At 71.7% G+C, this 14,946-nt stretch carries 10 protein-coding genes; 7 read left to right on the plus strand and 3 right to left on the minus strand.

All coding sequences use genetic code 11. The annotated features are described in order from the left end of the window. Positions 1–339 precede the first annotated feature (339 nt). A complete protein-coding gene (locus ABZ079_RS03300) occupies positions 340–2,679 on the plus strand; it encodes a ComEC/Rec2 family competence protein (protein ID WP_356938108.1) in 2,340 nt (779 codons plus the stop codon). Between the two features lie 72 nt (positions 2,680–2,751). Continuing rightward, positions 2,752–3,588: an arylamine N-acetyltransferase gene (locus ABZ079_RS03305; protein WP_356937691.1), complete on the plus strand. Its 837-nt coding sequence runs from the start codon at positions 2,752–2,754 to the stop codon at positions 3,586–3,588. Positions 3,589–3,776: 188 nt separating this feature from the next. On the opposite strand, the gene ABZ079_RS03310 is transcribed toward ABZ079_RS03305, so the two are convergent. Then, the gene (locus ABZ079_RS03310) at positions 3,777–4,778 is read right to left on the minus strand and encodes a hypothetical protein (RefSeq protein WP_356937692.1); all 1,002 of its coding nucleotides are present in this window, start codon (positions 4,776–4,778) and stop codon (positions 3,777–3,779) included. Positions 4,779–4,980: 202 nt separating this feature from the next. Next, positions 4,981–6,192, minus strand: coding sequence for a PQQ-binding-like beta-propeller repeat protein (locus tag ABZ079_RS03315; protein WP_356937693.1), 1,212 nt, complete (start codon positions 6,190–6,192; stop codon positions 4,981–4,983). A 479-nt stretch (positions 6,193–6,671) separates the two neighbouring features. On the opposite strand from ABZ079_RS03315, the gene ABZ079_RS03320 reads away from it, so the two are divergent. Then, positions 6,672–6,917: a hypothetical protein gene (locus ABZ079_RS03320; protein ID WP_356937694.1), complete on the plus strand. Its 246-nt coding sequence runs from the start codon at positions 6,672–6,674 to the stop codon at positions 6,915–6,917. Between the two features lie 87 nt (positions 6,918–7,004). After that, positions 7,005–7,994, plus strand: coding sequence for a DNA polymerase III subunit delta (holA, locus tag ABZ079_RS03325; protein WP_356937695.1), 990 nt, complete (start codon positions 7,005–7,007; stop codon positions 7,992–7,994). A gap of 379 nt (positions 7,995–8,373) precedes the next feature. On the opposite strand, the gene rpsT is transcribed toward holA, so the two are convergent. Continuing rightward, positions 8,374–8,640 (minus strand): 30S ribosomal protein S20, encoded by a 267-nt coding sequence (rpsT, locus tag ABZ079_RS03330; protein WP_004001350.1) that lies wholly within the window; start codon positions 8,638–8,640, stop codon positions 8,374–8,376. Between the two features lie 225 nt (positions 8,641–8,865). Here rpsT and lepA point away from each other — a divergent pair, with 225 nt between their 5' ends. From lepA to ABZ079_RS03345, 3 genes are all read left to right on the plus strand, one after another. Continuing rightward, positions 8,866–10,740: a translation elongation factor 4 gene (gene lepA, locus ABZ079_RS03335; RefSeq protein ID WP_356937696.1), complete on the plus strand. Its 1,875-nt coding sequence runs from the start codon at positions 8,866–8,868 to the stop codon at positions 10,738–10,740. Positions 10,741–11,000: 260 nt separating this feature from the next. Then, positions 11,001–12,875: an AMP-dependent synthetase/ligase gene (locus ABZ079_RS03340; protein WP_356937697.1), complete on the plus strand. Its 1,875-nt coding sequence runs from the start codon at positions 11,001–11,003 to the stop codon at positions 12,873–12,875. A 232-nt stretch (positions 12,876–13,107) separates the two neighbouring features. After that, a complete protein-coding gene (locus ABZ079_RS03345; protein ID WP_356938109.1) occupies positions 13,108–14,928 on the plus strand; it encodes a SpoIIE family protein phosphatase in 1,821 nt (606 codons plus the stop codon). Positions 14,929–14,946 lie beyond the last annotated feature (18 nt).

Genomic DNA, 14,946 nt, shown 5'->3' on the forward strand with positions numbered 1-14,946 from the left:
GGTGTACGGGTGAGGCAGGCCGAGCCTGTCGGGCAAGCCCAGGAGCACAGGCAAGCCGAGGGGGTCGGGCAAGCCGGGCGCGCCGAGCGGCCGGAGCAGGTCTGGCGGGCCAGGCCGGCCGACGGGGTCCGGCGAGCCGGGCGGGGAGAGCGGGCCGGGCGGGCGGTGCTGGTCGGGCGGAGCCGGCGAGTGGTCGGACGGAGCTCGCGCACCGCAGGACCGGAGCGTGCACGCGGCCGGTTCGCATGGGTCCGCGCGTCGGTCGCCGCGGTGCTGCTCTGCGTCGCCGCGGCCGCCGCCTCCGCCGGGCTGCACGGCGCGGACGTGCGGCGCGGCCCGGTGCCCGAGCTGGCCCGCCGGTTCGCGATCGTGACCGCCGAGGTCGAGGTGAGCGGCGACCCCTGGCTGAGCCGGCCACGGGTGCGCGGCGATCACGCGGCGCCCATGGCGGTGCTGGTCCGGGCGGAGGTGAGGCGGGTCGAGAAGAGCGATGGGACGAGTGCGCGGACCCGGACTCCCGTGCTGTTGGTCGTCGACGCGGACGTGCCGGCCCCGCGGGGGAGCGGAGTGCGGAGCGGGAGTTCCGAGGAGCAGCCGGCGACCGCTGCCCGGGGAGTGCCGGGTGGGCGTGGCATGCGGAGTGGGGCTTCCGAGGAGTCACAGGTCATGGCCGTCCGCGGGCCGCGTGGCCGTGCCGCCTGGCTCGGGCTGTTGCCGTCCACGCGGCTGCGGGTGGGCGGGCGGCTGGCACCTGCGCTGACGGGCGGTGACCGGACCGCGGCCGTGCTGCGGGTGCGCGGCCGGCCGGGGCCGCGGATCGTGGGGGGCCCGAGCGGGCCGCAACGGCTGGCGGGGCGGCTCAGGGCGGGGCTGCGAGAGGCGACCGGTGGTCTGCGGGGCGACGCGCGGGCGCTGCTTCCCGGACTGGTCGTCGGGGACACCTCACGGATCACGCCCGAACTGGACGAGGCCTTCAAGGAGACGGACCTGGCGCACACGCTCGCCGTCTCCGGCAGCAACCTCACCGTCCTGCTCACCCTGCTCATCGGGCCGCCCGGTCTGGCCCAGCGGACCGAGCGCCGCGGCCTCGCCCCGCGCCTGGGGCTCTCACTGCGAGCGACCGCCCTGGCCGCGGGAGCGCTGACGCTGGGATTCGTGGTCGTGTGCCGGCCCGACCCCAGCGTGCTGCGGGCCGCCGCGTGCGGTGCGGTCGCGCTGCTCGCCCTGGCCACCGGGCGCCGCAGATCCCTGGTGCCGGCACTGGCCACGGCCGTCCTGCTGCTGGTGCTGTACGACCCGTGGCTGGCCCGCAGTTACGGCTTCCTGCTCTCCGTACTGGCCACCGGCGCGCTGCTCGTCCTGGCACCCGGCTGGAGCGAGGCGCTGCGGCGGCGCCGGGTGCCCCCGCGGCTCGCCGAGGCGCTGGCGGCGGCCGCCGCCGCGCAGGCCGTGTGCGCGCCGGTGGTGGCGGTGCTGTCGGCCAGGGTGAGCCTGGTGGCGGTGCCGTGCAACCTGCTGGCCGAGGCGGCGGTGGCGCCGGCCACGGTACTGGGGTTCGCGGCGCTCGCGGCGGCACCGGTGGCGATGCCGGTGGCCACGGCGCTGGCATGGTGCGCGAGTTGGCCGGCCGGGTGGATCGCCGGAGTGGCCCGGAACGGGGCGGCGCTGCCCGGTGCGGGAGTGGACTGGCCGGGGAGCTGGGCTGGAGCGCTGGCACTCGCGGTGGTGACGGGAGCCGTGCTCCTGGCCGGACGGAGGCTCCTGCGGCATCGGTGGTGGTGCGGGCTGCTCGGGGCGCTGCTCCTGCTGGTGGTCGTCCGGCCGGCGCCCCTGACCCGGGTGATCACGGGGTGGCCACCACCGGGGTGGCGGTTCGCGATGTGCGATGTCGGGCAGGGCGACGCGACCGTGCTGGCGGCCGGGGAGGGCGCCGGGGTGGTCGTGGACGCCGGGCCCGATCCGGCGCCGGTCGACCGCTGCCTGCGGCAGCTGGGCATCACCCGCATCCCCCTCCTCGTCCTCACCCACTTCCACGCCGACCATGTGGCGGGCCTGCCCGGGGTGCTGCGGGGCCGCTCGGTGGCGGAGATCGAGACGACGGGCTTCGAGGAGCCCGCCGGGCAGGCCGCGTTCGTCAGAAGGGAGGCGGCCGAACGGCACATCCCGGTCACGCGGGCCGTCGCGGGGGAGGAGCGGCGCACCGGACCGCTGGCCTGGCGCGTCCTGTGGCCCCCACCGAGCGGGCGGCTGCCCACGACCGCACAAGGGCCCCCGGCATGGCCGGGCGCCTTGCCGGAGCCGGACGGTCCGAACGACGCCAGTGTCGCGCTGCTCGTCCGCACGGGCGGACTGCGGATGCTGTTGCTCGGCGACCTCGAACCACCGGCTCAGCAGGCGTTGCTGAGAACACCGGCGGCTGCCGAGCTGGCCGGTGTGGACGTCCTGAAAGTGGCCCACCACGGTTCGGCCTACCAGGACCCGGAGCTGATGAGGCTCACGGCTCCCCGGGTGGCCCTCGTCTCCGCGGGCGCCGACAATCCGTACGGTCACCCGGCTCCGTCGACCGTCGCCGCGCTGCGGGCCGGTGGTGCGGTGGTGCTGCGCACCGACCGGGACGGAGCGCTCGCGGTCGGGGGCACCGGAGGGGCGGGCGGGGAGGTGCGGGTGACGAGAGAATGAGGCGGCACGAGCCGCACGCCGCCGCGCCGGCCCGGCGCAGGTGCCAGGGCGACACTCGTCCAGACTGGAGCCATGAACTCAGCACTGGTTGATGCCTATCTCCTCCGGCTCGGGGCGGCGCGCCCGCAACGGCCCAGCAGCGAGGCCCTGCGTGAGCTGCACCTTCGTCATCTGAGGACCGTTCCCTTCGAGAACCTTTCCGTCCACCTCGGCGAGGAGATCGTGCTGGAGGAGAAGCGGCTGCTGGACAAGGTGACCGGGACCCGGCGGGGCGGCTTCTGCTACGAACTGAACGGCGCGTTCGCGGCGTTGCTCGCCGCTCTCGGTTACGAGGTGGAGCTGCTCGCGGCACGCGTGTACGACGACGAGGGGCGCCCCGGGATCCCCTACGACCATCTCGCGCTGCGGGTGCGGACGGAGGAAGGAGACACCTGGCTCGCCGACGTCGGGTTCGGGGCACACAGTCACTATCCGCTGGTGTTCGCCGAACGCGGGGAGCAGGACGACCCGGGCGGGAGGTTCCGCCTCGTGGACGCCGGTCCCGACGCGGCCGGGATACGGGGCGGGGATGACTCCTCGGGCGCCGGGGACCTGGACGTCCTACGGGACGGCAGGCCGCAGTACCGGCTGGAGACGCGGACCCGGGTGCTCGCGGATTTCGCGGCCGGTGCGTGGTGGCACAGCACCTCGCCGCTGTCGCACTTCACCCGCTCGCTGGTCTGCTCACGGATCACCGAGGACGGAGGAAGGATCACGCTCGGCGGGCGCACGCTGACGACGACGACCGCCGACGGCGTGCGCGAGAAGCGGGAGTTGGACGCGGACGAGGAGGTGCTGGCGGTGTACCGGGAGCGGTTCGGGATCGAGCTGGACCGGGTGCCGACCGTGCGAAATCGCAACCTTACTTAGCAAGAGCGTCCGCCAGTAGGTGGTTATCGGATGCGGGGTGTGCGGGGGCATGGTCTCAGCGGTGGGCGTACCACTTTCCTGACGATCACAGAGCGTGGACAACTCCATGATCATCAAGTTCGAGTCCGCGTGTCCCCCCATCCCGCCGTGTCCATGATCTACTGGCGGACGGTTCCGTTCGGTTCCGCTCAGTCGAGATGTCCTTCGAATCGCCAGGGTTGCAGGTTCCTGAGCGTCTCGCTGCCCGGGCAGCCCTTCTGGCTCACCGCGCCGACACAGCCCCAGCCGGTCCCCGGAACCCAGGTGAAGTACTGGACGGGCTGTTCCGGTACGGCCTCGGTGGTGAGGGTGCCGGTGCCGCGCGGGATGCGCTGCCTGTGGGAGCCGGACGTGTCGGTGTAGGAGGCGTCGATGTGCCAGTCACACGTCTGGGTGGACACTTCGGGCTGGATGCGCAGGGCCATGTTCGACTGGCCGTTGCCCAAGTCGACGGCGTTGCGGCGGAAGTAGAGCTGCCCCTGGGACTCGCCCTCGTCCAGGACGTACGGCCCGTGTGGCCTGTCTGCCTTCCCGCCGGTCAGGTCCCACTTGAGTCCCCGGCGGGTTTCGGATCCCGCCGGTGGGATGTCGACTACGGTCCGCGCGGTGGGCGCGCCGCACGCGTCCTTCACGGCGGTCATGTCGTTGATGGTGAGTCCGGCGTCGCGGTCGCTGTTCAGGTTCAGGTTGAACGTCTGCGCCATGCCGTTCGCGTCCCGGCGGCCGTCTTCCAAAGGCTTCCTGAGCGGCGACGTGTACTCGACCACGCGTCCGCCGAGAGGCTTCAGGAACGCCCAGACTTGCGCGTTGCCCTTCTTCGCTTTGAGGCCATCCTGTTCGCTCGCGGTCAGCGGCCGGTCGAGGAGCACGGCGATGGACCCAGGCATGTCCTGCGTGTAGTCGCGCGGGGTGACGGTGGAGACGAAGGCAGGCTGTTCGCCATCGATGCTCTTCTGCGCGTTCTTGTCCGAGCGGGCTCGGCCGACGGCCGTGCCCTGGTCGAGCGCGTAGTTCGTGAAGTAGGCGAGGACGAGACCGCCCACGACCACTACCGCCGCAATCGCCAGGTACAGCACCCGGTGTCTCGGTGAAAGCCTGCGAAGTCCGGGCAGACGCTCGTCGGCAAGGACGTGCCAGGCGGTCGGGTCCACACGTGGTGCCGAGGGCTCGGGTTCGGGGGCGCCGTTGTGGATCCGGTCCGGGGTGGCGGGCGCAGGCGCGGGGGTTGAGGTGTTTTCGCCGGGGTCCGGTGGACCGCCCGAGCTTGATGGCGGTGGAGGGGTGGGTGGAGTTGTGGCCATGGAATTCCCCCGGTCATCGGTGTGGGTGAGGCCTGGTCGTGTGGCCTGACTGTCACGTCGCCGTCCCCGTGGGCGCCGCACCGGGGGGTGAGGACGATGCCGGGATCCGTGGGCCCGCCCCCGTCGCCGCGTTCAGGGCGTACACGCTTCCGTCGTTGCTGCCCACGTACAACATCCCGCCGGCCAGCGCGGGCGACGACTGGACCTCGGCGCCGGTGGTGAAGGCCCACTTCTTCGCGCCGGTCGCCGCGTTCAGCGCGTACACGTTCTTGTCGTCGCTGCCGATGTACACCACTCCCCTGACCACCGCCGCCGACGAGAAGAGGATTTCACCACGGGTGGCAAAGGACCACTTCCTGGCGCCGGTCGCCGCGTCCAGGGCGTAGATCCTCCCGGAGCCGATGTAGACCACCCCGTCGGCCACCGTCGGCGACGCGGTCACCGCGCCGCCGATGGTGGAGGACCATCTCTTGGCGCCCGTGGCGGCGTCCAGGGCGTATACCTTTCCGTCGCGGCTGCCGACGTACACCAGGCCGTCGGCGACCGCCGGTCTCGAACCGAGGATCTCGCCGCCGGTGGCGTAGGACCACTTCCTCGCGCCGGTCGCCGCGTCCAGGGCGTACACCTTCTTGGTGAAGCCACCGATGTACACGACCCCGTCGGCCACCGTCGCCGACGAGCTGAGCCAGCCGCCGGTGGTGAAGGCCCACTTCTTGGCGCCGGTGGCTGAGTCCAAGGCGTACACGACCCCGTTGTAGCAGCCGACGTACACCACCCCGCCGACGACCGCGGGCGACGACTTGACCCAAGCGCCCGCGCTAAAGGCCCATCTCCTGGCCCCCGTGACGGCGTCCAGGGCGTACACCTTGCCGTCGTCGCTGCCGATGTACACCACTCCGTCGACCACCGCAGGCGACGACACGACCCGCTCGCGGGCGGTGAAGGCCCATTTCTCGGCGCCGGTGGCCGCGTCGAAGGCGTACACGTTCTCGCCGCGTCCGTCGCCGCCGATGAAGACCACTCCGTCGACCACCGCCGGTGACGACTGGATCCACGCGCCGATGGTGCGGCGCCATGGACGGGGTGGGGCGGTGTCCCCGCCGCTGGGGTGCCCGCCACCGCGACTGTCTCCGACGTGATCGTCGGCGCTGTCGCATCCGGCGGTGGTGAGGCCGACTCCGGCTGCGGCGGCGGTGCCGAGGCCCCATCGCAGGGCCGCGCGGCGGGTGAGGTGCGGGCGGAAGGCATCTGCAGGACGATCCACGATTCGACGATAGGGTCCCCCCTTCTGTCCGACAGTGGTTTCGGTGAACGTTCACGCCGTCTCCCCGTGCGCCAACTGCGGTTCCGAAAGCGCCAGTAGAGTCTCCGGGACCGGCGCGCCGCACCCACCTCACCCGTACGCGCTGGTTCGCGAGGCCGTGCCGCACGACGCGTCCACGCCGATCTCGCCGCGCGCGGCATCACCGGCCGGATCGCCCAACGGGGCAGCAGGGCCCGATCCAGAGGGACAGCCGCTGGTGGTGCAGCGCACGAACTCGTGGAGGGACAACTTCGGCAAGCTCCACCGCAACACCCCGGATCTGCACCGCGTTCCACGTCGTCCTCGTCCTCGTCCTCGTCACCGCCACCATCACTGTCCGTAGCCTGACTCGCAGGGCCTGTGCACCCGCACCGGCGCCTCCCCCCAGGCGCCGGGGCCCGGCGCCCCTCGGCTTCTGTCCGGTGCCGGAGAATGGGCCCGTGAGCGATGTGAGACACGTGCTGGTGCTGCCCGACCGCGATGCCGCCGAGGAGGCGGCCGAGGCGGTGAGGGAGCGCTTCGGGATCGACGAGGAGCCTCGGCTCGTTCGGGACGCGCTGGCCGGCGAGGACGACGCCGAGGACGCCCAGTGGTTGGTGGTCCTGCGTGACGAGAGGGAGCGGCTGGACCCGGCGGAGCTGGACGCGTTCGCGGGGGAGTGGGACGGCTGGCGCGAGGAGCCCTGACCCTGAGACGGACTCCGGGTGCGGCTGGGGCCCGGCCAGGGTGGCACGGCCGGTTCGTTGTCAGTGCCGCGTGGGATGCTGTAGTCGATGGCCAGGAAGACTGCGAATGACGACCCTCTCGCCCCGGTGACGCTCGCCGTGGGCCAGGAGGACCTCCTGCTCGACCGTGCCGTGCAGGAGGTGGTGGCCGCCGCCAGGGCCGCCGACGCCGACACGGACGTACGGGACCTCGCCCCGGACCAGTTGCAGCCCGGCACGCTCGCCGAGCTGACCAGTCCGTCGCTCTTCGCCGAGCGCAAGGTGGTGGTCGTACGCAACGCGCAAGACCTGTCCGCCGACACGGTCAAGGACGTGAAGGCGTATCTCGGAGCGCCCGCCGAGGAGATCACGCTCGTGCTGCTGCACGCCGGCGGCGTCAAGGGCAAGGGGCTGCTGGACGCCGCGCGCAAGGCGGGGGCGCGGGAGGTGGCCTGCCCGAAGATGACCAAGCCGGCGGACCGGCTGGCCTTCGTCCGGGGGGAGTTCCGTTCGTTCGGGCGGTCGGCCACGCCCGAGGCGTGCCAGGCGCTGTGTGACGCGATCGGCAGCGACCTGCGGGAGCTGGCCTCGGCGGTCTCGCAGCTGGTCGCCGACGTGGAAGGGACGATCGACGAGGCGATCGTCGGGCGGTACTACACCGGCCGGGCCGAGGCCTCCAGCTTCACGGTCGCCGACCGGGCCGTGGAGGGGCGGACGGCGGAGGCGCTGGAGGCGCTCAGATGGTCGCTGGCAACCGGAGTGGCACCGGTCATGATCACCAGTGCGCTGGCGCAGGGCGTGCGGGCGATCGGGAAGCTGTCCTCCGCGCGCGGGGGACGTCCGGCCGACCTGGCGCGCGAGCTGGGCATGCCGCCGTGGAAGATCGACCGGGTGCGGCAGCAGATGCGGGGCTGGACGCCCGACGGCGTCGCGATGGCGATGCGTGCGGTCGCCGAGGCCGACGCGGGCGTGAAGGGCGGCGGCGACGACCCCGGGTACGCCCTGGAGAAGGCGGTCGTGACGATCGCCCGGGCCGCGCGGTCCAGGGGCCGGGCCTGATCCGGCCGTCACCTGGGCGGTGATCGGGTCGCTGCGCGGCCCGACGAGGAGAACCGTACGTATCGGCCGTACATCGCCGGCGCCCCGGGACGCCTTCTCCCGCGGGGCCATGGAGACCCTGCGGGCTGTCGGCGGCGGATGCCACGCATGCGTCGGGGGTATCGACAGGGCCGACGAGTCTCCCGGCCGAGGCCCGGCGCATGCGGAAGGCCCCGTCGCCCACCCTGGGGAAGGGAGGGCACCGGGGCCTTCGTAACAAGCTCATGGACTCGTACCCGCGTGGCGAACGCAGGCCGCGTACGAATCCGGGGTGCCGGACGGGAGCGGATGAGAGAGGGCCCGCTCTGGGTCCTTCCGGCGGTCAGATCAAAAGGAGGTTTCAGCCCTTGAGGGACGCGACCTTGGAAGCAAGCGCCGACTTCTTGTTGGCGGCCTGGTTCTTGTGGATGACGCCCTTCGAGACGGCCTTGTCGAGCGCACGCGCGGCAGCGCGCTGCAGCTCGGTGGCCTTCTCGACGTCACCCGCGGCAGCGGCCTCACGGGCCTTGCGGATCGCGGTCTTCAGGGAGGACTTGACGGCCTTGTTGCGCAGCCGGGCCTTCTCGTTGGTCTTGATCCGCTTGATCTGGGACTTGATGTTCGCCACGAAGGAGCCTTTACAGGTTCAGGCGCGGGGCCGCACGGGTCCCGTACCGGTGATCCAAACTTTTCTGTCGCGCCTCGTGCTGAGAGGGCATGAGGCACAGCCATCTACAGTACCAGTGGCCCTCCGGACGGCCCAAAACGGCCTCCGGTCCCTGCCCGTGGGACCATGGAGACTACGTATCGATCCGACCCGAGGCATAAGGCGCCTCAAGAGACAGGACCCTGCGTGCCCGCGACCCCTAACCATGTGCCCGAGCCGAGCCGTACCGCCCCGGCTCTGATCCGCAATTTCTGCATCATCGCGCACATCGACCACGGCAAGTCCACGCTCGCCGACCGGATGCTCCAGCTGACCGGTGTGGTCGAGCAGCGGCAGATGCGTGCTCAGTACCTCGACCGGATGGACATCGAGCGCGAGCGCGGCATCACGATCAAGTCCCAGGCGGTGCGTCTGCCCTGGGCCCCGACCGAGGGCCCCGACCAGGGCACGACGCACATCCTCAACATGATCGACACTCCGGGGCACGTCGACTTCACCTACGAGGTCTCGCGGTCGCTGGCCGCCTGCGAGGGGACCATCCTCCTCGTCGACGCCGCCCAGGGCATCGAGGCGCAGACCCTCGCCAACCTCTACCTGGCGATGGAGAACGACCTCGCGATCATCCCGGTGCTCAACAAGATCGACCTGCCGGCGGCGCAGCCGGAAAAGTTCGCCGAGGAGCTGGCGAACCTGGTCGGCTGTGACCCGGAGGACGTGCTCAAGGTCTCCGCGAAGACCGGTCTCGGCGTCGACGCGCTGCTCAACAAGGTCGTGCGGGACGTCCCGGCGCCGGTCGGCGTCGCCGACGCGCCCGCCCGCGCAATGATCTTCGACTCGGTCTACGACTCCTACCGCGGTGTCGTGACGTACGTCCGTGTCATCGACGGCCAGCTCAACAAGCGCGAGCGCATCCGCATGATGTCGACGAACGCCACACACGAGCTGCTGGAGATCGGCACCAACTCGCCCGAGATGCTGCCCGCCGACGGACTCGGCGTGGGTGAGGTGGGCTACCTCATCACCGGTGTGAAGGACGTCCGCCAGTCCAAGGTCGGTGACACCATCACCAGCCAGAGCAAGGGGGCCACGGAGCCGCTCGGCGGCTACAAGGACCCCAAGCCGATGGTCTTCTCGGGCCTGTATCCGCTGGACGGCTCCGACTACCCCGAGCTGCGCGACGCCCTCGACAAGCTGCAGCTCAACGACGCCGCTCTCGTCTACGAGCCGGAGACCTCCGCCGCTCTCGGCTTCGGTTTCCGGGTCGGCTTCCTCGGCCTGCTGCACCTCGACGTGATCCGCGAGCGGCTGGAGCGCGAGTTCGGCCTCGACCTGATCGCCACCGCGCCGAACGTGGTCTACCGCGTGCTCATGGAGGACGGCAGCGAGCACACGGTCACCAACCCGAGCGAGTTCCCCGAGGGGAAGATCGGCGAGGTGTACGAGCCGGTCGTGCGCGCCACCATCCTGGCGCCCAGCGAGTTCATCGGCTCGATCATGGAGCTGTGCCAGACCCGGCGCGGCACCCTGCTCGGCATGGACTACCTCTCCGAGGACCGCGTCGAGATCCGCTACACCCTCCCGCTCGCCGAGATCGTCTTCGACTTCTTCGATCAGCTGAAGTCCAAGACCCGCGGCTATGCCTCCCTCGACTACGAGCCCACCGGCGAGCAGACGTCCAGCCTGGTGAAGGTCGACATCCTGCTGCACGGCGACAAGGTGGACGCCTTCTCCGCGATCACCCACAAGGACGCGGCCTACGCGTACGGCGTACGGCTCGTGGCCAAGCTGCGCGAGCTGATCCCGCGGCAGGCCTTCGAGGTGCCCATCCAGGCCGCCATCGGCTCCCGGGTCATCGCCCGCGAGACCATCCGCGCCATCCGCAAGGACGTCCTCGCCAAGTGCTACGGCGGTGACATCTCCCGTAAGCGGAAGCTGCTGGAGAAGCAGAAGGAAGGCAAGAAGCGGATGAAGATGGTGGGTTCCGTGGAGGTTCCGCAGGAAGCCTTCATCGCCGTCCTGTCCAGCGATGACAGCGCGGGTTCGGCCAAGGGCAAGAAGTAACCGCTGGTAACAAAGGGTTACGCCTGTAAAACGGGCACACCGGGGCCCGCCGTGCGAAAGTGCGGCGGGCCCCTACGCGTGCGTAGTGTCGCTCTGCGTGGAAAGTGACAGGCCGAGGCCCCTTACGCAGCGGCCGGTCGCGGCTTACTCTGATCCCTGCTCGATAGTTACTCGCGAGTTAAACAACAGCTGAAACCCCCACTGTGAGTTAACCCAGCCGCACCGAGTCAGCCGCGCTGCCGCGGGCCCCGGAGGATGTCGTGAGCGACACACAGACTTTGATCGAGAACCGTTCGCCCTCCGTGGCGGCCCTCTTCCTGGAGCGCGTGGCGGCCACACCGGACGCCGAGGCCTACCGCTACCCGGTCCCGCCGGTCTCCGGTCAGGGCCCCGACGACTGGAAGTCGCTCAGCTGGGCGCAGGCGGCCGACCGGGTGTACGCGATCGCGGCCGGGCTCATCGAGCTGGGCCTCCAGCCGGAGCAGCGGGTCTCACTCGCGTCCTCGACCCGCGTCGAATGGATCCTCGCCGACCTCGGCATCATGTGTGCCGGTGGCGCCACGACCACCATCTACCCGCAGACCAACGCCGACGAGTCGGCCTTCATCCTCTCCGACTCCGAGAGCCGGGTGCTGATCGCCGAGGACGCGGCCCAGGTCGCCAAGGCGGTCGAGAAGCGCGCAGAACTGCCCGACCTGACCAAGGTCGTCGTCATCGACCCGGCCGGTGTCGAGACGAACGACTGGGTGATCAGCCTCGCCGAGCTGGAGCAGCGCGGCGCCGCCTACCTGGAGAAGCACCCGCAGCTGATCAAGGAGCGGGTCGGCGCGATCACCAAGGACCAGCTCGCCACCCTCATCTACACCTCCGGGACCACCGGCCGCCCCAAGGGCGTGCGCCTGCCGCACGACAACTGGGCGTATCTGGCGAAGGCGATCACCGCGACCGGCCTGATCAGCGGCGAGGACGTCCAGTACCTGTGGCTGCCGCTCGCCCACGTCTTCGGCAAGGTGCTCACCTCCGGCCAGATCGAGGTCGGGCACGTCACCGCCGTCGACGGACGCGTCGACAAGATCATCACGAACCTTCCGGTGGTGCAGCCGACATACATGGCGGCCGTGCCGCGGATCTTCGAGAAGGTGTACAACGGCGTCGTGGCCAAGGCCCGCGAGGGCGGCGGGGCCAAGTACAAGATCTTCCAGTGGGCCGCCGAGGTCGCCCGCGAGTACGCCAAGGTCAGCCAGGACAACTTCCGGCGCACCGGCACCGCCGCCGTGCCCTTCGGCCTCGCCGCCAAGCACAAGGTCGCCGACACGCTCGTCTACGGCAAGCTCCGCGAGGCCTTCGGCGGCCGGCTGCGCGCCTGCGTCTCGGGCGCCTCCGCGCTCGCCCCGGAGATCGGCTACTTCTTCGCCGGCGCCGGCATCCACATCCTGGAGGGCTACGGCCTCACCGAGTCCTCCGCGGCCTCCTTCGTCAACCCCGGCGAGGCCTACCGCACCGGCACGGTCGGCAAGCCGCTGCCCGGCACCGAGGTCCGCATCGCCGACGACGGCGAGATCCTGCTGCGGGGCCCCGGCATCATGGAGGGCTACCACAAGCTGCCCGAGAAGACCGCCGAGGTACTGGAGTCCGACGGCTGGTTCCACACCGGCGACATCGGCGAGCTGTCGCCCGACGGCTATCTGCGCATCACCGACCGCAAGAAGGACCTCATCAAGACCTCCGGCGGCAAGTACGTCGCCCCCGCCGAGGTCGAGGGGCAGTTCAAGGCGGTGTGCCCGTACGTCTCCAACATCCTCGTGCACGGTGCCGACCGGAACTACTGCACCGCCCTCATCGCCCTGGACGAACTAGCGATCCAGGACTGGGCGAAGGACAACGGCCTGGCGGGCAAGTCGTACGCCGAGATCGTCGCGGCCCCGCAGACGGTCGAGCTGGTCGGCGGCTACGTCCAGCAGCTCAACGCCGGTCTCCAGCGCTGGCAGACCATCAAGAAGTTCCGGCTGCTGCCGCGTGACCTCGACGTGGAACACGGCGAGATCACGCCGAGCCTGAAGCTGAAGCGGCCGGTGGTGGAGCGGGAGTACAAGCACCTCATCGATGAGATGTACGCGGGGACCCGGGAGGCCTAGCGAGGTCTCGCGGAGTGGCGGGGGCGCCGGCGGCCGCGTCCGCGGCCTGTCGCGCCCGTGCGGCGCGGCCGCACAGGGACGCGGTCCCGCGCCCCGCAGCACATTGCGCTCAGCCCCGCTCGAAAATAGGCGTCTTCTGGCGCAGCCGCAGCACGGTTCTCAGCCATTGCTGCCCGCTTGGGTGACTCAGCGCTCATGGATGCACCCGGTCTGTCACCCTGGCCGCATGGACATGGCGGCCATACCGACGCAGCGCGAGAGCGAGGCCCCGGACCGTGAGGTGCGGGGGCGGGCCACGCTGCCCGGGAATCCTCTCGCACCGGGGTCGGCCCGCGCGCTGGTACGGGCGGCGCTGGCCGAGGCGCCCGGGGTGTCCGCCCGGCTCGCCGACGACGCCACGGCCGTCGTCAGCGAACTGGTCACCAACGCCGTCGTGCACGCCGGTACCGGCCTGGAGGTCGACTGGCGCCTGGAGGAGACCGGGGCGTTCGTCGTGGAGGTGTGCGACCGGCACCCCTCCCGCGCCCCGCGCGATCCCGTCGGCGGCGACGCGCCGTACGAGACGGCCGAGTACGGGCGCGGACTGCGGCTGGTCGCCACCCTCGCGGAGTCCTGGGGCGTCACCTACCGCACCGGCGCCAAGACGGTGTGGGCGCGGCTGCCTCCGGGCGGCAGCGAGACCGCGGACGGACCCGCCCCGCGCCCGGCCCTGGGGGTCGCCGAGGACCTGGCCCCGCAGCCGCACCGCGCCGACGGCGACCGGGACTGGCTCGGCCGGGGGGCCCTGTCCTTCCTCGCCGAGGCCTCCGACCTGCTCGCCGGACAGCTGGACGAGACCCTGGTCGCCGCCCTCACCGGTCAGCTGATCGTGCCCCGGCTCGCCGACTGGTGCGCGGTGTGGCTGGAGGACGAGGCGACCGTGCGCGGCGGCACGGGCGGCGGCCCGGCCCGGGTCTGGCACGCCAGCGAGGCCCGTATCGAGGAACTGCGGTGCGCCCTGGAGAAGGAGCCGCCGTGCCCGCGGGATGGGCTGCGCTCCGGCCCCGAGCCGTACCCCTGGCCCGGCGACGCGCTCGGTGAGCAGGGCGCTCACGGCACGGCGCTCGCGTACCGGCTGATCGCGGGCGGCCGGCCGCTCGGCACCCTGGTCATCGGCCGGTGCGGGCTGACCCGTTTCCCCGACGAGGTCACCGGGCTCGTCGAGGATCTCGCCCGGCGGGTCGCCCTCGCCATCGGCGCGGCCCGCCAGTACGCCCGCCAGGCCACCATCAGCGCCGTCCTGCAGCGCGGCCTGCTGCCCGGCGCGGTCGCCGAGATCCCCGGCGTGCACAGCGCGCTCGTCCACGAGCCCTGCGACAAGGGCGGCCCCAGCGGCGACTTCTACGACCTGTTCCCGGCCGGCGACGGCCGCTGGTGCTTCGCCGTGGGCGACGTCCAGGGCAAGGGCCCCGAGGCGGCGGTGGTGATCGGCCTCGCCCGCCCCTGGCTGCGCCTCCTCGCCCGCGAGGGCTACCGCGTGGCCGACGTCCTCGACCGCCTCAACCAGCTCCTGCTGGACGACGCCACCGAGGCCGCCGACGCCGCCGCCCGCGCCCTGGTCGCCGCCGGCGGCCGGCCCGTGGTGACCGGGGACGGCCCGCAGACCCGCTTCCTGTCCCTGCTCTACGGCGAGCTGGTCCCGCACGACGGCGGTGTCCGCTGCACGCTCGCCTCCGCCGGGCACCCGCTGCCGCTCGTCCTCAGCCCCGACGGCACCGTGCGCACCGCCGCCCGCCCGCAGACCCTGCTCGGCGTGGTCGAGGACGAGACCTACACCAGCGAGACCCTCGACCTGCGGCCCGGCGACACGCTGCTGTGCGTCACCGACGGGGTGACCGAGCGCCGCTCCGGCTCCCGCCAGTTCGACGACGGCGACGGGCTCGCGCGGGCCCTGTCCGGCTGCGCGGGCCTGAACGCCGAGCTGATCGCGGAAAGGATCCGCCGCATGGTGCACGACTTCGGCGGCGGTCTCCCGGAGGACGACCTGGCCCTGCTGGTGCTGCAGGCCGGGTAACCGTCGCCGTACGGGACA

The organism is Streptomyces sp. NPDC006314 (assembly GCF_040613075.1).
Taxonomy (GTDB): domain Bacteria; phylum Actinomycetota; class Actinomycetes; order Streptomycetales; family Streptomycetaceae; genus Streptomyces.